17 protein-coding genes are annotated in these 19,537 nt (G+C 35.5%); 11 read left to right on the top strand and 6 right to left on the bottom strand.

Annotated features, from left to right (window positions below):
* Both QE109_RS07885 and QE109_RS07880 read right to left on the bottom strand, forming a co-directional pair.
* Entirely contained in the window at positions 1-1,299 is a 1,299-nt protein-coding gene (locus QE109_RS07885) for a methyl-accepting chemotaxis protein (protein ID WP_281093893.1), read from the bottom strand.
* Positions 1,300-1,346: 47 nt separating this feature from the next.
* On the bottom strand, positions 1,347-1,562 hold the full coding sequence (locus tag QE109_RS07880) for a hypothetical protein (RefSeq protein WP_281093892.1): 216 nt from the start codon (positions 1,560-1,562) through the stop codon (positions 1,347-1,349).
* A 292-nt stretch (positions 1,563-1,854) separates the two neighbouring features.
* Between QE109_RS07880 and QE109_RS07875 the strand changes: the two genes are divergently transcribed.
* The 4 genes from QE109_RS07875 to QE109_RS07860 all read left to right on the top strand — a co-directional run bounded on the left by QE109_RS07875 (position 1,855) and on the right by QE109_RS07860 (position 5,879).
* Positions 1,855-3,180, top strand: a complete 1,326-nt coding sequence (locus QE109_RS07875) for a sensor domain-containing diguanylate cyclase (protein ID WP_281093891.1) — start codon at positions 1,855-1,857, stop codon at positions 3,178-3,180.
* Positions 3,181-3,389: 209 nt separating this feature from the next.
* Positions 3,390-4,274, top strand: coding sequence for an ABC transporter ATP-binding protein (locus tag QE109_RS07870; RefSeq protein WP_281093890.1), 885 nt, complete (start codon positions 3,390-3,392; stop codon positions 4,272-4,274).
* Position 4,275: 1 nt separating this feature from the next.
* Positions 4,276-5,073 carry an ABC transporter permease subunit gene (locus QE109_RS07865; RefSeq protein ID WP_281093889.1) on the top strand — a complete coding sequence of 266 codons (798 nt, stop codon included), beginning with the start codon at positions 4,276-4,278 and terminating at the stop codon, positions 5,071-5,073.
* Between the two features lie 8 nt (positions 5,074-5,081).
* Complete coding sequence (locus QE109_RS07860) at positions 5,082-5,879, top strand: ABC transporter permease subunit (RefSeq protein WP_281093888.1); 798 nt, start codon at positions 5,082-5,084, stop codon at positions 5,877-5,879.
* A gap of 81 nt (positions 5,880-5,960) precedes the next feature.
* Here the strand turns inward: QE109_RS07860 and QE109_RS07855 are convergent, their stop codons facing one another.
* The 4 genes from QE109_RS07855 to QE109_RS07840 form a co-directional block, all read right to left on the bottom strand.
* Positions 5,961-8,618 carry an ABC transporter permease gene (locus QE109_RS07855; protein ID WP_281093887.1) on the bottom strand — a complete coding sequence of 886 codons (2,658 nt, stop codon included), beginning with the start codon at positions 8,616-8,618 and terminating at the stop codon, positions 5,961-5,963.
* 12 nt (positions 8,619-8,630) lie between these two features.
* Complete coding sequence (locus QE109_RS07850) at positions 8,631-9,299, bottom strand: ABC transporter ATP-binding protein (protein WP_281093886.1); 669 nt, start codon at positions 9,297-9,299, stop codon at positions 8,631-8,633.
* A gap of 114 nt (positions 9,300-9,413) precedes the next feature.
* A complete protein-coding gene (locus tag QE109_RS07845; protein WP_281093885.1) occupies positions 9,414-10,289 on the bottom strand; it encodes a sensor histidine kinase in 876 nt (291 codons plus the stop codon).
* A 55-nt stretch (positions 10,290-10,344) separates the two neighbouring features.
* Positions 10,345-11,022 carry a response regulator transcription factor gene (locus QE109_RS07840; protein ID WP_281093884.1) on the bottom strand — a complete coding sequence of 226 codons (678 nt, stop codon included), beginning with the start codon at positions 11,020-11,022 and terminating at the stop codon, positions 10,345-10,347.
* A 255-nt stretch (positions 11,023-11,277) separates the two neighbouring features.
* Between QE109_RS07840 and QE109_RS07835 the strand changes: the two genes are divergently transcribed.
* The 7 genes from QE109_RS07835 (at position 11,278) to QE109_RS07805 (ending at position 19,527) form a co-directional block, all read left to right on the top strand.
* Positions 11,278-13,017, top strand: coding sequence for a DUF4153 domain-containing protein (locus QE109_RS07835; protein ID WP_281093883.1), 1,740 nt, complete (start codon positions 11,278-11,280; stop codon positions 13,015-13,017).
* A 122-nt stretch (positions 13,018-13,139) separates the two neighbouring features.
* Complete coding sequence (locus tag QE109_RS07830) at positions 13,140-14,459, top strand: glutamate-cysteine ligase family protein (protein ID WP_281093881.1); 1,320 nt, start codon at positions 13,140-13,142, stop codon at positions 14,457-14,459.
* A 3-nt stretch (positions 14,460-14,462) separates the two neighbouring features.
* Complete coding sequence (locus QE109_RS07825) at positions 14,463-15,830, top strand: circularly permuted type 2 ATP-grasp protein (protein ID WP_281093880.1); 1,368 nt, start codon at positions 14,463-14,465, stop codon at positions 15,828-15,830.
* 2 nt (positions 15,831-15,832) lie between these two features.
* Positions 15,833-16,201, top strand: coding sequence for a VOC family protein (locus QE109_RS07820; protein ID WP_281093879.1), 369 nt, complete (start codon positions 15,833-15,835; stop codon positions 16,199-16,201).
* A 288-nt stretch (positions 16,202-16,489) separates the two neighbouring features.
* Positions 16,490-17,725 (top strand): ABC transporter substrate-binding protein, encoded by a 1,236-nt coding sequence (locus tag QE109_RS07815; protein WP_281093878.1) that lies wholly within the window; start codon positions 16,490-16,492, stop codon positions 17,723-17,725.
* 59 nt (positions 17,726-17,784) lie between these two features.
* On the top strand, positions 17,785-18,690 hold the full coding sequence (locus QE109_RS07810) for a carbohydrate ABC transporter permease (protein ID WP_281093877.1): 906 nt from the start codon (positions 17,785-17,787) through the stop codon (positions 18,688-18,690).
* A gap of 12 nt (positions 18,691-18,702) precedes the next feature.
* Positions 18,703-19,527, top strand: a complete 825-nt coding sequence (locus QE109_RS07805) for a carbohydrate ABC transporter permease (RefSeq protein ID WP_281093876.1) — start codon at positions 18,703-18,705, stop codon at positions 19,525-19,527.
* Positions 19,528-19,537 lie beyond the last annotated feature (10 nt).

Raw genomic sequence — 19,537 nt, 5'->3', positions numbered from 1 at the left:
TTACAATTTTTTGATCTTTCTAAGGTATTCGACTACAAGCTTAGAGCTTTGATCCATTTCTTTTAAAACCATCTCGGCTTTGATGGTATCGCCCGAATTATAAGCTTTAATTGCACGACTGGCCTGGTCATGTAAAGCTGCATGTGGTGCTTCCATTTGCTTAAGGGTACTTTTGTACTTGTCGATTTCCATACCAACGGTATTGCCCCATTGACCTAACCTACAAGTGTTATGTGTACCAACTTGTTCTGGTGTTAATTTATCAAATCCAAGAATCATATTGTATACTCTCCATCTCCAGATGAGATGATCGCTAATACAAAGTTCAAGTTGGTTACCGATATTCAGATGTGTTGTTTTCTTTAAAGTGGCAAGGCGTATATCGTCAACTAATTTACTGATATCATAGAACGCTTCACCTGTTCGCTCGGTTTCATTCTTCAGGGTCTTAATTTTTTCGTTTATTACCGCTAGATTTGCTGCCATCTCTTCTGTTGCTGCGGTTTGTTCTTCAATATTAGCTGTAATCTCTATAAAATTCTGCCCTATGCCTTGTAAAGCTGTCTCCATACTGTCCATACTTTTTACGGCATCATCAATAGAATGTTTTCCATTTTCAAAAGTACTTGTAGCAGTATCAATTGCAGATGTACTATTATTAACCTCGCTTTGGAGGCTTGCAACAAGTGTCTGAATAGTATTGACTTGATGCTTTGTGCTATCTGCTAGTTTTTTGATTTCATCTGCAACAACTGAAAAACCTCGACCTGCTTCTCCCGCCCTTGCAGCTTCAATAGATGCATTTAGTGCAAGTAAATTTGTCTGATCAGCTACTGCTTTGATCATTGCTACCATATCAGCGATTTTATCAGCCTCGGTGTTAACACGATGCATGGCATTTTGTGCATCTTGAGTTTTTAAAAATGCATCATCAATCATTTTAAAAGAGGTACTGATATCACTCACACATTTTGTGGTAAGGTTCAAGGCATCATTTGTACTTTCGCTTGATTTTAGTATGAATTCTGAGATATCAGACACTGATGCACTCACTTCTTGAGAGCTAGCAGCAACATTTTCAATCATACTTGCCTGTTTGTCTGCATCAAGTAACATCTCTTTAACATAATCCAGCTGAGTCATATACTGTAATAACTCGTTGATTGACATGAGCGTTGTTTCCAAATTTTCATCTCTTTGATTATTAGTACTTTTGTCTAAACTATGCTGATTAAACCCATCCCCATCTTTGGTTAATAAGTCATTGTTTACTAATTCGGTCTTTTTTTTCTTAAACATAGTCTTCTCCTAATATCATAATCCCCATTTAGTTTCATTACGGAACTTTATAAACTGCTAAGTTCTGATAGCAAATAACCTTTGTTTTCTTGATCTTGAATCCCCTCAGCTGACGTTCTTGCCATTTCAAGATATAAGTTTTTATGAGTTTCATCACCAAGCACCCCGTATGCCCTCGCCAAGGCTTCGTATGCAAAAGCTAAATCAAAATCAGCAATCTCGTTTTCAATACAATAGCGTAGGGCTTGCTTACCATGAAACAATGCGCTTTCCCCCAGACCTAGTATACTGTATACACGTGAGATTTGCCACTCACCTCTTGTGAAATGAGTCGGTGTACCTTTGATTTAATACCCTTTAAATCTAGAAATAATCTATTTCACATGTTCACGCTGTTTTTATGTACAGGTTGACTATAACGAATTACATAACGAGGTAAATAGTTGCGTTTTTCTTAGATAAATAGGTATAAATAAAGTAATTGTTATGATTATACAAATTGATTCATAATTGACAAATTCAAAGATAAGCAAATTCATAAGAACTGGAGCACTTATGCGTAATATATATTTGATAAAAGGACATAGAAAATCACTTGGAATCTCTATAGTTGTGGGGATTATTCTGCTGTTTGTTTTTTTGGCTTTTTCCACATATGAGTACAACCGGGTCAATCAGATGGAACAAATCAAAGCGACGGAACATTTCGTTGTTTTTGATAATGCATTAAATAATCTCGTATATACCAATATCAATTTGATGAGAGGTTTTGCAGCGTATATACAGACTGGTTCAAACTTAGAGGATGAAGATGTATACGCTTATCTTGATGAGCTTTTAAAAAGTCAGGGAGATCTCATTAACAATGTAGGAATTTTAAAAGATACAACGATTGTATGGAATTATCCATATGAGCTCAACAAGTCTACTATTGGTGTGGATTTGATTGGGGTAAAGGCTCAAAGCCCCTATGTTATAAGTGTAAAGCAAAATGGCAAACCTACCTTTCAAGGACCTGTGGATCTATTGCAAGGGGGTATTGGCTTTATAATTAGATCACCAGTTTATCAAAACGGAAATCGATACTGGGGACAGATCGGTATAGTCCTTAAAGGAGATCGCTTTATAGAGAAAATCCAGCAAATTGAGTCCTCACTCAATGTAAAAAGTATCATCATGTCAGATGATCAAATCGTCTATGGCGACAAAAATTTATTAGATGAAAATATCCACTGGTTTAAGTTTGCCGATGATATGTTTGTATGGGACTTTGGTATTGTGATCAATAACAGCGATACACTACCCTATCTAAATGTTTATTTGTTTATTATAATAGGATTTTTTATGTTTATTGCGATAACATCTGCATCATTTATTATGCTCAAATCAAATGACATTATAAAACATGAATCCATGCATGACCAACTAACAGGTCTTAGAAATAGAAACTCACTTGATGAGACCATGCAGCAACTGTTTGCAGCAGCGAAAAGAAATGATCACAAAGTAGGGGTTTTATTATTAGACCTCAATAAGTTTAAAGAAATAAATGATACTTTTGGTCATACTGTTGGTGATTCAGTTTTAAGAGAAACCGCTTTGAGACTAAATGAAGCTGCAAGAAAAGATGAGGTTTTATTTAGAGTAGGTGGCGATGAATTTTTACTTGTTGTTCCATTTGTAGAAAGTAACGACGTTTTGAAAACCATAAAAAAACGTTTTCAATCAGTTTTATCTTATAAATTAGATGTAAATGGTTACTCTGTGATTGTTACATCGAGTATAGGATGTGCAATATCAGGTGATGATGGAGATAATTTTGATGAGTTGTTTTTAAAGGCTGATCGACGGATGTATGAAGAAAAAAATAAGGTGATATGATGCTTTGTCATCATATCATTTTTTTTATATCAACCACTTATGACCGAATTGATGGATCTAAATCAATAGAAGTTTTGTATATATATGAAAGCTTATCAAAGTATTAATTAAGTATTAAATGCAATGTGACTAGGTTGTCACATTTGAAATAATATGCTATTTTTAAGGTAGGCCATGAGAAGTTAAGTGCGCTTAGAAAGGGGTTTAATATGAATATTATCGAGATCAACCAATTGACAAAATACTATGGAAAACATCGGGGAATAGAAAATGTATCATTTAGTGTTGAAGAAGGTGAGATTTTTGGTTTTATCGGTCCAAATGGGGCTGGAAAATCAACGACTATTCGCACGCTTCTGTCTTTAATTTATCCAACAAGTGGTACTGCAACTATTTTTGGCAAAGATTGTATCAAGCACGGAGATGAAATAAGAAAAGAGATAGGCTATCTTCCTTCAGAAGTCTTTTACTATGAAAACATGAAAGTGATCGATGTACTAAAATACTCAGCAAGTTTTTATGAAAACGTAGACATGTCTAGGATAGAGTCTCTTTCTAAAGCGATGGACCTAGATTTGAACAAGAAAATTGAAGATCTTTCTTATGGTAACAAAAAGAAAGTGGGAATTGTTCAAGGGTTACTACATGAACCAAAACTCATTATTTTAGATGAACCGACTAGTGGACTTGATCCTTTGATGCAACAAAAGTTTTTTGATTTGATCTTAGCGGAGAATAAAAAAGGTGCGACTGTTCTTTTTTCATCTCATATTTTAACTGAAGTTCAAAAGTTATGTTCTAGGGTTGCCATTATTAAAGAAGGGCAAATTATTAAAGTAGAAAATATCAATGATATGCGTAATAGCTCATATAAAAAAATAATTGTGGAATCACAAGAGGATTCTATTGAGAAACTTTTTGGTTTTGAAGGAATCACAAATTTGACGAAGACTGCAGAGGGCGTTAATTTCTTATTTAAAGGCGATATCAATACGATTATCGAAGTCCTTCATAAAGTAAAACTCCAAAACATTTTGATTGAAGAACCAACCTTGGAAGAAATTTTCATGCACTATTATCAAAAGGAGGCATAATATGAACATTTTAATGCAAGAGCTTAAAATGGGCAGAAAATCCTTGATTGTATGGTGTGCATCACTTGTAGGAACCTTTACAATTTTTATGATGCTTTATCCTTTTATTTCAGAACAAGCGGCTACTTTTACGAAAGTATTTGAAAGTTTTCCGCCGGAGTTTAGAAAAGCTTTTGGCCTGACAACGACAAATTTGGGAGAAGTATTAGGTTATTATAGTTTTGCATTTCTCTATATTATACTTGCTGGGGCAGTTCAAGCGATGAACTTAGGTGTTTCGATATTATCAGCTGAAGTGAGAGAAAAAACAGGGGATTTTCTATTTGTTAAACCAGTAAAGCGCACAAAAATAATTACACTAAAAATTGCTGCGGTGTTAATTGAGCTTGGCATCATCAACGTGGTGATCTGTTTAGCAAATTTAATTATCATTAACTTAGTGAGTAAAGATGCATTTGATATGAAGCTTTATATGCTTTTAACAGGAACGTTATTGTTTATTCAACTTTTTTTTGCTTCTCTTGGATTAGCAGTTTCTGTCTTTTTAAGAAGAATTAGAACAGTTCTACCAATTAGTATGGGCGTTGTATTTTTATTTTATATCATCTTTTTATTAAACCAAACACTTGAAGATCCGAAACTAGCATGGATTTCACCTTTTGGATATTTTGATCTAGCTTATGTTTCCGAACATGTGGCTTATCAAGGTAAATTTATTGCAGCTTGGTTTGTACTGAGTGCTATCTTCATCTTTTTTACGTATAAGTTATTTACTAAAAAAGATTTACCATCTATATAGGAGGCCTTATGAATATCATATTGAGAGAATTAAGAGCAAATATGAAGTCTTTGATCATATGGTCCGTGGCTCAAATGTTTATTATATTAGCGGGCATGATGAAGTATGTTGGTTTTTCTGAATCAGGTGTGGATATCAACAGCATGCTTGAAGGTTATCCAGAAGGGATTATGAAAGCGTTTGGAATCTCATCTGTTGACATCACAACTGTAGACGGATTTTATACCGTGTTTTTCCTCTACTTCATGCTACTTGCTGCGATTCATGCAGTGATGTTTGGAGCTGTTATCGTTTCAAAAGAAGAAAGAGACCATAGTGCAGATTTCTTATTTTCTAAACCGGTAAAGCGTTTCAAAGTAATTGTAAGTAAGTTTATAGCAGGTGTTTTTAATATTTTAGTTTTTAACCTTGTGACGCTGATTACATCAGTAGTGATGATTGCACAAAACAATGGTGGTGATGGACTACTTGGTCAGGTCACACTACTCATGATCGCGCTATTCTTTATACAGTTGTTTTTCCTAACACTTGGTTTTTTACTGGGTGCTATTTTGAAAACCACAAAACTTGCAACTTCAGCTGCAACAGGGATTGTACTAGGTACATTTTTCCTAAGCATCTTATCAGATCTTAGTGATAAAGTAACTTTTCTAAAATATTTCACACCATTTAAGGCTTATAACAGTGTAACGGTTATGTTCGATCAGCAAATGGCACTGCCTTCAACACTAGTGCTCATCACCTGTTCTGGAATATTTATCGTCCTTGCATATCAGAGGTTCTATGCACGTGATTTGAACACTTAAATGAAGTTATGATTATTAATAGAGCGACAATGATTTTTATCATTGTCGCTCTTGTTTTATGAAGTCATATCTTTAGCCTTACTATTCGATTTCTCTTAAGCGTTCTATAATTGAGCGCTTAGTAATATTTCGATATACAATTAGTGGCACTATAATACCTAGTATAGCAAAAAATGGTGTGACACTGATGATTGGCACTAGAGTAAACTGATAAGTAGAAAACCAAAACATACTTGAAAATGCATTAGATAAGAATGGACCAACTGTTATAATAAGCACTAGTGATGTAATCACTGCGCCTAAAGTATAGTAGAGACCTTCCCAGATCAGCATAAGTTTTAATTGCTTACCTGTCATACCAATTGATTGTAACATCGCAAGCTCATGACGACGGCTCAAAATACTTGTTAACATAGCATTAAGAAAGTTGAGTATGCCAACGATGCCTATGATGAAGCTTAGAACACCTCCCAATATGAGAAACATTTTACGGAAGGAATCAAACTCAGCAGCGTACGTAAATTTACTTTCATAGCCTAGTTGTGTATTTTGGTTATTTGTTAAATTGGACAAAAAAGCTTCCATGGCATCAGTGTTTTCATCATCAACATCACAAGCGTAGTACATCATATCATTGGTGCCTGTATCTTCCATAAAAAGCTGTGCATTCATCACAAATTCATCAGCGCCATAATAGCGGTAGCTAAGTGTGTGTGGTATGCCAATTCGTGCAACAACTTCATAATCAATATCATCAAAGACGGTTGTTCTTAGTCGATAATCTTGTCCTTCCCGGATACTATTTTGATCTAGAATTTCTCCGGTGTTAGGGTCAAAATATTCATATGCCTTTATATGACGAATTGTAACTGTATCGCCGATGCTTGCCCAGTTTGTACTTGGCATGGCATTACCATAGTCATCCAGTCCATAAACCGCGGCGATATAATGTCCACTTGGTTCATATAATTTAGTTAAGTCTCCTTCAATTAGTTTCGTTTTGTCAAGTACAAAGCGCTCCATACCATATAATTGAACACGATTGGATAGTAAACCCGATTCGTTTTTTTCCTTTGAGGCAACCATATAATCTAAAGCTTCTTTGGAATTCCACTGGCTTTGAGATGCTCTCAAGTAATCTTCAGTGACAAATTCTTCCGCGAGACTACTTTGACCATAGACACGTCCACCAGATTCTATTCCTGATTTATTTTCAAGGTCTGAAATGACATCATCAGGAATTGCGTAATTTTTATTCCAATAATTCCCCACTTGAAAATAATGGGCATCAGCTACGATAAAATCTGCAACTACTTCAGTCAAATATTTGTCCATATCAAAACCATTTGTAAAAGTAACAGTTGTATTGAGGAGTAAGAGCGAAAGTGAAAGTGAAATAACAGTGATGATGGTTTTGCTGTTATTGCGTCTAAGGTTCGCAAAGGCCATTTTAGAAAGTGATGCACCATGTCTTGCACCACGCATTTTTTTCTTGTAGTTTGTCCCATCTGAATAACGGATTGCTTCTAGTGGTGAGACCTTTGCAGCTATACGGCCAGGTCTGCGGCAAGAAATGATCACTGTTATAAGTGCGAATACGGCAGAGCCTAAAAATATCAGAGGGCTTGATGATACGGTGTTTGCTTTAACGACATTAAGTGTTGAGAGTATCACTGGCGTCAGCTTTATGCCGATCAAGTAACCCGAAAGTAATCCAAAAGGGATACCGATCATCGAAAGTAAAAAAGCTTGAAAGTAAATGATGCGCTTAAGTTGCTTTCCTGTTGTTCCGATGGTTTTAAGCAAACCATAAAATTTGATATCGTTTGATACGGTGATCTGAAAGATATTATAGATGATGAGGTAACCTGTGAATAATATGAGGAGTAAAAGTCCGATAAGCGTTACAACCACCATGGGATCAATGTTATCGGCTAGCTGAGAACCTGAGTAACCCCAGTTGACACCAATAGGGATATAATTCTCTCCCGCGGCACGACTTTCACTTTGATAGCCATGATTAGCGAGTATGTTGTATAGATCTTGTTCAATATGAAGGGTGCTACCTAACATGACGTCCATATTCCATGAAGCGGTTAATCCGTCTTTGCCTATTCCGGTGCCGATACCAACTTGATCGTAGATCTTCTGTGCACGCGTAAGAGGGATAAGGACATGATTGGCTTTAATTACATCGTCGTACTCCCACCATCCACTAAGTATAAAGGTCTTGGTAACTTCTGTACCATCCACGTCAAATGCCATGGTAAACGAATTTCCGATAACAGGCTCAATGCCTAAAAGTGCAAGAATATGTGTATCTGTAGCGGCTTCATTTGTCCCTTCTGCAGGTAAATGTCCCTTGATAGGGTCACAGTACATCCAGTGTGCTTGAGTGGCATCACTGTAACCGATCTCCACATGTGATTTGTTAAAGGGTACATCAGCTGCCATACCAACAAAACGACGCAGCCCATAGTCTTTGATAAGTGCATCACTTTTGATCTCGTCATATTGTTCCTGAGTCAAATACTTAAATGAACCATGTGACCAGCCGCCGACTTGTCTAAAATTGGCTTCTTGGATAGATTGGTTAATAGAGAGTGAGATCGTGAACAATGACGTAAACAAAAGCGTCGTAAGGGCAATGGCAAATATGGCGATAATGTTTCTGGTTTTTGCTGTTTTCAAATTATTGTAACTGAGTTTACGAATGATTTTCTTATTAGCGACTTTCATATAAGCACCTCCTTATCTACTGACGATTAAGCCGTCTTCGATCCGAACGATGCGATCTGCCAACTGTGCAATTTCTTCGTTGTGAGTGATCATGACAATAGTTTGTGCAAATTTTTGACTTGTGATCTTTAAAAGTCCCATGACATCCTGACTGGTTTTGGAATCCAGATTACCAGTGGGTTCATCTGCTAAAATAATTGAAGGTTTTGCAGCTAGTGCACGGGCAATAGCGACGCGCTGTTGTTGCCCACCTGATAAGTTATTGGGAAGATTATGTAGCTTGGTTTCAAGCCCAAGTGTTTCGATGATGTTGGCAACATAATCTGCATCTGGAGTGTCACCATCAAGTTGAATAGGCAAAACTATATTCTCATATACATTAAGTACAGGTACTAAATTGTAATTCTGAAAAACAAATCCAATTTTACGGCGACGAAAGATGGTTAATGCCTCATCCTTTAGTGAAAAGATATCTTTACCATCTACGTTAACGGTACCGCTTGTTGGTCGATCTAGTCCCCCTAACATATGGAGCAGTGTAGATTTACCGCTACCCGAGGTCCCCACGACGGCTATGAATTCACCTTTTTCCACTTTTAAGTTGACACCAGCAAGTGCATTGACAGTATTGTCTCCAGTTCCGTAAATTTTTTTTAGATGATTGGTCTCTAGTATAGACATGGATATTACCTCCAGCTTTAAAGTTTGTATTTTGTTTTATATATCAAACTTTAGCATGTGTTTCTTACCGAAATCTTTCAAGCTAAATATAAAATCTAACAGTTTTGAAAGAATTTAAGCTTTTCTTGGTAAAAAAATTGAAAATACGGTTCCTTTATCTAGGGTGGATGATACTTTGATATAACCATTTTGCTCAGATATGATATGTCGAGTCAAATAAAGACCAATGCCTATCCCTTCTTGGTGATAAACAGAGGGTGAACGGTAAAAACGTGCAAAAATTTTAGCTTGTTCATCTTCTGAAATCCCTATGCCATTATCCTTAATATCGATACGACAAAACAAATCGTATTCTATAACAGAAATAGAGATTTCTCCACCTATAGGTGTATATTTAATGGCGTTATCTAGTAGATTACCAAGTGCTTCAGCTGTCCATTTGTAGTCGAAGTAGGCATATACATCTTTAAGCGCATGAATACCTTTTACATCAACCAAACCGAGTTTGATTTCCTTATGAAGTGCCTTTTGTTCAAACTGAAAAATGACGTCTTCAATCATAGTAGAAACAGGAGATAATGTTGGATGTAGTTTGAAAACGCCTGTTTCAAGTCGAGACAGTTTGACCAAGGTATCGATTAAAAAACTAAGTTTACCAGCCTGACCACGCAAGGCTGATACAGCGTTTAAACTTTCTGCCTTTAGATCGTGTTCTTCTAAAAGCTGTGCATAGAGCAGTATATTTGCAAGGGGTGTTTTTGTTTGATGGGAAATGTCAGCTAACAATTGCTTGATTTGTTCTTTTTCTTTAGCTAAATTCTGTGCTGAAGCTTCATTTGCGGAGAGGTAACGATAAAATCTGCTTTCAAATGAAGAGATTAAGCTTTCATTATAGAGTTGTTCAGAAAATTTACCTTCGATGGCACTATCCAGCATCTGGGTAAGTTTTTTCATGATTTTTCTAGTTTTATAGTGTTGATAGATTACCATAAAAGTGCATAGTATAAAAAAGACTGAAACACAAAAGAGTAAAGTGGTGTCATTTTTATTCATCTTGATTCACCACCCATGTGTAACCCAGTCCATAGACCGTTCTGATATATTTTGATGCATCAAGTTTATCGCGGAGGCGCTTAACAGTGACCGATAGCGCATTTTCGTCAACATAATCAGAGCCATCATCCCAAATTCGGTCAAGGAGTATTGCTCTCGACATAGTTGTACCGCGATGCTTTACCAATAACCGAAGCAATTTTTGTTCTGTTTTACTTAATTCAACCAACGTATTTGCGTTTGCAAACTTCATGTGTTTAAAATCGAAGCGGTAGTTGTCTATAGTAATCAATTCTGTTTGTTCGTTTGCAAGACGTCTTAATTGATTCTTCACACGTGCTCGCAATATCTCTAGGCTAAAGGGTTTAGTGATATAATCATCTGCACCGTTTTCTAAACCAGAAACTATATCCATTTCAGTATCATTTGCAGTCAGTAATATAATAGGGATAGGTCTACTACTGGTTTTGATCTTATGAAGAAGTTCTAAGCCGTTGCCATCGGGGAGATTGATGTCGAGTAAGATTAGATCTGTCATTTGGCAAGCGAGTTGTTCATATGCTGATTTCAGATCAAAACAGGGCACGATTTGAAGCTTTGTATCTTTTAGAGCCATACATAAACCTTTATTAAGATCGCGATCATCTTCTACTATTAACAGTTGCTTCATAAAATTACCTCCAAGTAATTTCGATTATGTCTGTATAATTATGATAGCCTAAAGCATAGGAGAATTCAATTTTCGATTTTCAATGGATACATATCTAGTTTGTTATATTTTATGTAGAGTAGATAAAGCTTTAAGCAGTCATCTTTAAGTTTGTAGTTTAAGTGAAACAATATGGTAATGTTAAAAATAGCGCTTTAGGGGTACAATAGTAATATCAATATAAAAACCTAAAAATTAAAAATAGGAAGTGAAATTATGAAAAAGTTAAGAGAAACGATGCGTTTCATTCTAGACAAATTAAAAAGATCTGGAGAGAGGTTTCCTTTAACACTAGCGATGACCTTTTTATTGATGATCGTTACAATTGTACTTGTTCATCTAGATTATAATTCACAGCAGCAAGATCTATACCAAAAACTTGCACTGACATTAGCACTTGGTCTACCAATGACCGGAGCAGGAAAGTTGTTAATCGAAAGATATAAAATAGATGGAATTAAGAAATATGGGGTTCATGTATCAGCTGTTGTGTTGACATTACTCTATTTTTTAACCATTCCCGAAGTTATGACACCTTATTTTGCGATGCGCTATATGGCACTTTGGGCAATTCTTTTTATGGCTTTTTTAGTAGTACCTTATTTTTATGAACGAGAGGGACTTTCGAGGTATATTTTACATCTAGTAGGACGGTTCTTTTTGACAGTATTATATGCAGGCGTCATAATGGGTGGCGTCTCAATGATAATTTTCTCCATTGATCAGCTATTTGGTGTGCACTGGTGGGATGAAATTTATATGGATGCGTTTATATTAATTGCTGGCGCTTTTGGTGTGACTTATTTTCTAGGAAGTATTCCAGAGATGGGTTCAGAGCTTCCCACTGAAGGCTTCTCGAAAGTGTTTAAAGGGTTGTTTCTTTATATCCTTTTACCGATTCTCAGTGTGTATACCGTAATTCTATATGCGTATTTTGTAAAAGTACTCTTTAATTTTAAGTTACCAGATGGTGTCATAGGCAATTTAGTTTTATGGTATGCGCTTGTGAGTATCATCACGTTATTTTTTGTAAGGGATCTAAGAATTGAAGTGCCGTGGCTCTCTAAGTTCTTTAAAATCTATATCCCATTGATGTCAATTCCTCTTGTGATGTTGTTCATCTCGCTTTTTATAAGAATCAATGGTTTCGGGATCACGATGCCAAGGTACTTTGTCGTCACGCTAGCAGTTTTTTCAAGTGTGACAGCTGCACTTATGTGGCTTGTAAAAAAAGATACAGCAGTGATCTCTATGATTTTGTTGATAACATTTATTGCAATAGCCTTCTTTGGGCCATTATCGGGATATAGTTTGACACTTACAAGTCAGACGCATCAACTAGAGCGATTACTGATAGCGAATGAGATGTTATCAAGTGATGGTCAATTAAAGCCTAATGCTGAAATCAGTAAAGAGTCTCAAAGTGATATCTCTGAGAAAATTACATTCTTAATTGATGCTTATGCAGTTGATCAAATTAAGGTACTGCCAGAGGGGTTCAGCGGTGATAATGCTAAGCAATACCTCGGTTTTGATCTACTTTATTATTGGAATCGAAATCAAAGTGTTTTTGAGAGATTTAATTATTTCACGAAGATGCAAACCGAATTAATAGCACTTGATGGAGCGGACTACATGCTAAACGTGAGGCAGTATGATGTTTTGGAGAAAACTTTACTAACAAAAGGATTAAGTATTGAAAAAAATTTAGAAGAACTTACGATTAAAGAAAATGATGTGACCCTTTTAACTGTGGATTTAAGCAGTAGTGCAGCAGCTTTTTATCTAGATCAAAATCAACCTCAAATTATTACTTCAGAAGATCAAAGTGTTAAATTGAAACTTGTATATACCAACATAGATGGCCAAATTACAAGTGATCAAGCACCCACTAAAGTAGATGATTTAAAAGTAGAATATTATGATGTTAGGATACTAATTGACTTGATCCCTTAACCTTATTCATTTTTTGTTCATCTTCTGTTCGTTGATTTTTATAAAATTAAATTGTATAATATTTTGCAAAGCGAAATAGTTTTATTGCGTCTATTTTATAGAGAGCGGAAGGAATAGAACATATGAAGGGGATAGAAAATACAGTGAAAAAAGGTGAGATTTACACAAAAGAAAAATATATAAGCGCACAAGTTGATTTTTTTAAAGCACATTCAACTGAGCAGCCAAAACTTTTGGGTATGGAGTTTGAGCACTTTTTATTAGACAGAGAAACACTGAGAAGTTACGATTATTTTGAAGAAAATGGTCAAATGCAAATGATGAAAGCCCTCGCTGAAAAAGATTGGAAAATCATAATTCAAGAGGATGATTATATTTTAGGTTTAGAAAAAAATGGTGATACGATAACACTAGAACCAGGTGGCCAGGTGGAAATAAGCCTTAGACCACTTACTTCTGTTGTAGAGATTGAGAAATATTATCTAGAAGTCATCGAAGAGATCAATAATGTGCTAATGCCAAATCAAATGTTGGCTGGAATCGGTTATCATCCGGTTACTCGTATTGAAGAATTATCATTATTGCCTAAAAAAAGGTATGCGATGATGTACGACTACTTTCAAGATAATGGCATCTTTTGTCACAATATGATGAAAGGTACTGCAGCGACACAAGTCTCTATCGATTATAAAGATGAAGAGGATTTTATTAAGAAATTTAGAGTTGCAAACTATATTTCACCAGCGATGGCATCACTCTTCGATGCGACACCTTTTTTTGAAGGGGCACCAACCATAGGTAAAAATATGAGAGCAAGGATATGGGCCGAAACTGATGTGAAGCGTTCTAAACTTATACCTGGCAGTTTGACGACGCACTTTGATTTTAAAAGTTATGCCGAGTACCTGCTCAAACTTCCGCCAATTTTGCTTTATACGGAGGGAAAACTGATTTACTCTAAGGATGAGCCTCTTTTATCTTCACTTTCAAAATATCCATTTTACGAAAGTGAACTTGAGCATCATCAGAGCATGGTATTTCCAGATGTAAGACTTAAACGATTTATTGAGATTAGGATGCCAGATTCGCTCCCATTTCCATATAGTTTGGCAGTAGGTGCAATGGTTAAAGCCGTATTCTATACACCTTCTTTATTAGAAAAATATTATCAAGAGTCTTTAGCGTATGATGATGCGTGGGTTGAATCTCAAAATACAAACTTGCAATCTTTTACAAACCTTTCATTGATGGATACACTTGAGTCTTTAAAACTAAACTTATTAAATGATGCACAATTAGTGATAAGTGAAGGTGAGCGTGTATATATCAAACAGCTTCAAGAAATCCTTGGTAAATATGGCTCTATTACAGATTATCTACTGCACCAATACGATCAGTCTGTTGACTTGTTTGCTGAATCTATAGAAATAAGGAGAAAATAGTTTATGGGCAATGATACAAATGTAAGATCAGTGAAAATTAACCGTGATTTGGTATCAACTTTTATGAACGAATACGATAAATATATTGAGGATTTTAGAAAAACTAAACTTGCAGTAAGCAATTCGAAAGCGATTTATAAGGGTGCTCCTGTGCCTTATCTTCATGTTCCTATGCTTTATGATCAAGTAGACCTAGATACGTTTAAAAATGCGCTAGAAGGCATACACGCTGTTTCTAAACGCACCATTGAACTATATCTTGAAAAAGAAGAAATCAGAGCGCTTTTTAACTTCAGTCCGGAATTAGAAGCACTTATAAATGTACCACATCATTATAATGCGACAGTACCTATGGGCAGATTTGATATCTTTTACTATGGTGAAGGAAATTTTCAGTTTTGCGAACTCAATGCTGACGGTGCTTCAGCTATGAATGAAGAACTTGAACTGAGCCAAATTATGATGCAAACAGAACTCCTAAATAGTTTTAAATCAGATTTTGCTTTTGAGAGTTTTGAACTTTTTAGCAGTTGGGTTGAAGAAGTGAAACAAATCTATGCTGAATATTTAGCTGAAACAAAGAGAAAAACATACAGTGATAAACCATTTGTCGCAATTTTAGATTTTATTGATAAAAGTAGCCCACTAGAATTTGAAGTCTTTCAGAAAGCATTTTTAAAAGAGGGGTTTAACTGTGAAATCGTTGATCCGAGAAACTTAACGGAAAAAGACGGTAAATTATACTCTGGTGATCAAGCGATTGATATTATTTATAGGCGTCTCGTAACCAAAGATTTGATGGATCATTATGAGGAAGTCCCTGAGCTTATCGCAGGTCTTTTAGCTGACAAAACTTGTGTCGTTGGCACTGTAAAAACACAGATCATCCATACAAAGCGATTCTTTGAAGTTTTATATCATCCCGTATTAAGACAATATTTTTCAGATGAGATGCTAAGCTTTATCGATAAACATGTCCCATATACAAAACCACTTGTTCAGGGTGATGATTTCATAAACTATCTTGAAAATAAAGATGAATATATCATCAAACCTATTGATTATTATGCTTCTAAGGGCGTCTGTGCAGGTAAGGATTATGACAATCAAGCTTGGCAAAATCTGCTTGATGAAAAAGTAAAAGAAGATTTTATCATCCAAAAATATTGTCCTTATGCTTTGACGGAAAATTTATACGAAGATGTGGATGGCAATGTTAAGCCACAACTCTATAGAACGATTACTGGACTTTTCACTTATAATGAAAAGTTGAGTGGCATATACGTAAGGGCTGGTCTAAATGCAATTATTTCAGGCCTTCATGATGGCTATACAATGTCAACTTTAAAATACAATAAAAGGATGGTTTAGAGATGAGTTATTTATGGACGACGATTCACGTAAAGAATATTGAAGCATCTATTAAGTTCTATCAAGAGATAGTAGGCTTAGAACTAAGAAGAAGGTTTTCGCCTTCACCAAGTACTGAACTTGTGTTTTTAGGTGTAGGTGAAACTGAAATTGAACTGATGTATAATGAAGGTGAGCAATTACCTGGAAACTATGAAGGCTTTTCAATAGGTTTTTCAACTGAAGATGCAAATAAGCTTAGAGAATCTTTGATCGCATCTGGTGCTACTGTAACAGGTATGATTTCTCCAAATCCAAATCTTCAGTTTTTCATGGTGAAAGACCCAAATGGCGTGAATGTACAATTTGTTGAGGATATGAGAAAGGCTTAAGAACTTCTTAAGTAAGGATCAACCTAGATAGAAGCAAAAATAATAAAAATATGAATATATATATGTAAATGTAAATGTTGAGAATATAGCACAATATATAAAATTGGAAAAGATCACTTTCGAGTGGTCTTTTCCAATTTTTTTTTATTTTCATAATTAATTGAGTAGATATTAATCCATTTAAAGATTAGATAAAATATTTACTAAATTACATCATTGACATTTAGTAAAAGATTTAGTAAACTGATTTCATCAACACAATACTAATGTTTTGAAGGGAGTGCTTTTATGAAGAAACTTGGTTTGTTATTAGTGTTTATCCTCATATTTGGTTTAATGGGATGTGCCAAAGAGGATACTAAGACTTTACGATTTGCAACATGGGATTCAGAAGATACTTTAGAAGTTCAAAAACAAATTGCCAAACGTTTTGAAGAGTTAAACCCAGGCGTTAAAGTGCAGGTAGAAGGCTATGGAGACGGTTACGATCAGAAGATCGCAGCTGGTTTTGGCGCAAAAAACGCACCTGATGTTATGTATATGTGGGACTTTCCTACTTATCAAGCATCGCTTGAAACTTTGAATAGTTACATGGATTCTGATGAAAGTTTTAAAACATTAATGAATGATCTCTATCCTGGTATTTTGAATTACAGTACGATGGATGACAAAGTTTTAGGAATGCCAGTTGGTTATACTTCACATGTTGTGTATTACAATAAATCACTTTTTGATAAAGCAGGAGTTGCTTATCCAGAAGAAGGTTGGACATGGGATGATCTAAGAGAAAAAGCAATTGCCCTTTCAGCTCTTGGCGATGATGTGTATGGATTTGCTTTCTCAACAAGCCCAGATCCATACGATTTTGAACAGTATTATTGGAGCTTTGGCACTTCATATCTATCTAACGATGGAAAGATGATGGATGGTTATTTCAATAGTCCAGAAGCAGTTGCAATGATGCAAATGTTCTCTGATATGGTGAAAGAGGGTTCTGCTCTAGGTGCACAGGATAGTGTAAGTAATGCATTTAGAGGTGGAAATGTCGCTATGCAAGAAAGTGGAATCTGGCCACTTGAGCGCCATATCGAAAGTATTGGAGCTGAGAATTTAGGTATTATAGCACTTCCAAAAGCTAAGGAAGCTTCAAGTGTCATCAACTCTTCTGCGTTATGTATGGCAAAAGACTCTAAAAACAAAGATTTAGCTTGGGAATTTATTAAATTTTATACTTCTCCAGAAGCAGTAAAAATGCGTGCAAAAATTGATTTGCCTGTACTAAAAAGTGTATCTGAAGAATTAAACTATACAAGTGATCCATTATACAAACCTTTTTATGACATGTTAGAAACGGCTGCAGCACACACGCCTGCATTCTTGCTCAATTCACAATACAGTAAAATTTCTGAGAAAATGCTTTATGCAATTGAAAAGGTGTTTGTTGATTCTGTCAATGGAGAACCGGTTGATGTAAAAGCAATTTTAGATGAAGCAGTATCTGAATCAGCGCAGTTTTTAGAATAAGTTTAAAGCCAAAAAGGTGACTGTATATCAGTCACCTAGGCTTATAAAGGGAGAAAATGATGGCAAAAAAATTAGGCAAAATAAAACTAAAAAAAGAGATCATTCCATATTTGTTCATCATGCCATGGATTTTGGGATTTCTTATCTTTACAATAGGACCATTGATATTCTCATTGATTATTAGCTTTTTTGACTGGCCAATAGTAGGACAGCCAACCTTTGTAGGTTTTGGAAATTATATTAGGATGTTTACCAAAGATAAGATGTTCACACATAGTCTTTTCATCACCGTAAAATTTGCAATTATTTTTGTACCCCTTTACATGGGTATTGCACTTGGACTTGCTTTATTGCTTAATCAAAAGATTAAAGGACAGTCCTTTTTTAAAACAGTATTTTATTTACCATCCGTAATATCAGGTGTCGCTTTATCCATGATATGGATCTGGATATTCGACTTTAAATATGGCGTCATCAATTACTTATTATCACTTATTGGAATTGCCGGTCCGAACTGGCTTGGAGACCCTAAATGGTCATTAATCGCCATGGTGATTGCAAGCTTATGGGGACAAGGTACAATGGTACTCATTTTTCTCGGCGCACTTCGTGAAATTCCCAAAGATTATTATGAAGCATCTATGATTGACGGCGCCAATTCACTTCAAAGGTTTTATAAAATTACCTTACCACTGATTACTCCAGCTTTATTATTCAACTTAATAATGACAATTATTGCGGCGTTCCAACAATTGACTTTAGCACTTTTGATGACCAAAGGTGGACCGTCGAATTCCACATATTTTTATGCGATGTATGTTTATAACAATGCATTTAAGCACTTCGAGATGGGTTATGCCTCTGCAAATGCTTGGATTATGTTCTTCATCATACTGACACTCTCTCTACTCGTATTTAAATCATCTTCTTTATGGGTTTATTATGAGTCAGAAGTCAAAAAATAAGGAGGCCAAACCGTGAAGCAAACATTTATCCGTAAATTGCCAATATATGTACTACTGATCTTGTTTTCGCTTTTGTTCTTATTTCCTTTTTTCTGGACAGTGACGTCTGCTTTTAAAGCAGAAGCTGAATTACATGCTTACCCACCCGTTTGGATTCCATCGAGTTTTAGCTTGGTTAATTTCATTAAATCTTGGACTTCCCAGCCTTTTACGCAATATTTTTTTAATTCACTAACAGTAGTAATTGGAACGACAATTGGGCAACTTATATCCTGTTCATTGGTTGCATATGGATTTGCACGCTTTAATTTTAAAGGGAGAGATGTGCTATTCATCATCTTGCTGGCAACGATGATGATCCCATGGGATGTAACTATGATCCCGATGTATATGGAATTTAATGCTTTTGGATGGATCAATACACTCAAACCGCTTATTATTCCTGCGTGGTTTGGTTCGCCATTTTATATATTTTTACTCAGACAATTTTTGTTGAATATACCAAAAGAGCTTGAAGAAGCAGCGCTTTTGGATGGTGCCAACCATTTTCAAATTTACTATAAAATCTATATGCCATTGGTTAAGCCGACACTGGTTTTAATTGCAGTATTTAATACACTTTCAGTTTGGAATGATTATCTTGGTCCATTGATTTTCTTAAATGATCAATCAAAATATACTTTAACACTTGGTTTAGCACAGTTTAAAGGTGTTGGCGATGTCAATATGTCTGCGATTATGGCGATCACTTCAATCATTTGTATCCCACCATTGATCGGTTTCTTCTTTGCTCAGAAACAAATCATTGAAGGTATATCTACTACTGGTATTAAGTAAGGAGTTTATA

The sequence above is a fragment of the Fusibacter bizertensis genome, from assembly GCF_029914245.1.
Classification (GTDB): Bacteria; Bacillota; Clostridia; order Peptostreptococcales; family Acidaminobacteraceae; genus Fusibacter_C; species Fusibacter_C bizertensis.
The sequence above is the reverse complement of the archived record's forward strand: the minus strand, read 5'-3'. Positions and strand labels throughout refer to the sequence as shown.

Bases quoted from the DNA above. Each gene is read 5' to 3' on its own strand.
- QE109_RS07850 (WP_281093886.1), bottom strand. From the start codon at position 9,299: ATGTCTATACTAGAGACCAATCATCTAAAAAAAATTTACGGAACTGGA.
- QE109_RS07860 (WP_281093888.1), top strand. From the start codon at position 5,082: ATGAATATCATATTGAGAGAATTAAGAGCAAATATGAAGTCTTTGATC.
- QE109_RS07870 (WP_281093890.1), top strand. From the start codon at position 3,390: ATGAATATTATCGAGATCAACCAATTGACAAAATACTATGGAAAACAT.
- QE109_RS07885 (WP_281093893.1), bottom strand. From the start codon at position 1,299: ATGTTTAAGAAAAAAAAGACCGAATTAGTAAACAATGACTTATTAACC.
- QE109_RS07855 (WP_281093887.1), bottom strand. From the start codon at position 8,618: ATGAAAGTCGCTAATAAGAAAATCATTCGTAAACTCAGTTACAATAAT.
- QE109_RS07820 (WP_281093879.1), top strand. From the start codon at position 15,833: ATGAGTTATTTATGGACGACGATTCACGTAAAGAATATTGAAGCATCT.
- QE109_RS07845 (WP_281093885.1), bottom strand. From the start codon at position 10,289: ATGGTAATCTATCAACACTATAAAACTAGAAAAATCATGAAAAAACTT.
- QE109_RS07830 (WP_281093881.1), top strand. From the start codon at position 13,140: ATGAAGGGGATAGAAAATACAGTGAAAAAAGGTGAGATTTACACAAAA.
- QE109_RS07825 (WP_281093880.1), top strand. From the start codon at position 14,463: ATGGGCAATGATACAAATGTAAGATCAGTGAAAATTAACCGTGATTTG.
- QE109_RS07875 (WP_281093891.1), top strand. From the start codon at position 1,855: ATGCGTAATATATATTTGATAAAAGGACATAGAAAATCACTTGGAATC.
- QE109_RS07835 (WP_281093883.1), top strand. From the start codon at position 11,278: ATGAAAAAGTTAAGAGAAACGATGCGTTTCATTCTAGACAAATTAAAA.
- QE109_RS07840 (WP_281093884.1), bottom strand. From the start codon at position 11,022: ATGAAGCAACTGTTAATAGTAGAAGATGATCGCGATCTTAATAAAGGT.
- QE109_RS07865 (WP_281093889.1), top strand. From the start codon at position 4,276: ATGAACATTTTAATGCAAGAGCTTAAAATGGGCAGAAAATCCTTGATT.
- QE109_RS07810 (WP_281093877.1), top strand. From the start codon at position 17,785: ATGGCAAAAAAATTAGGCAAAATAAAACTAAAAAAAGAGATCATTCCA.
- QE109_RS07815 (WP_281093878.1), top strand. From the start codon at position 16,490: ATGAAGAAACTTGGTTTGTTATTAGTGTTTATCCTCATATTTGGTTTA.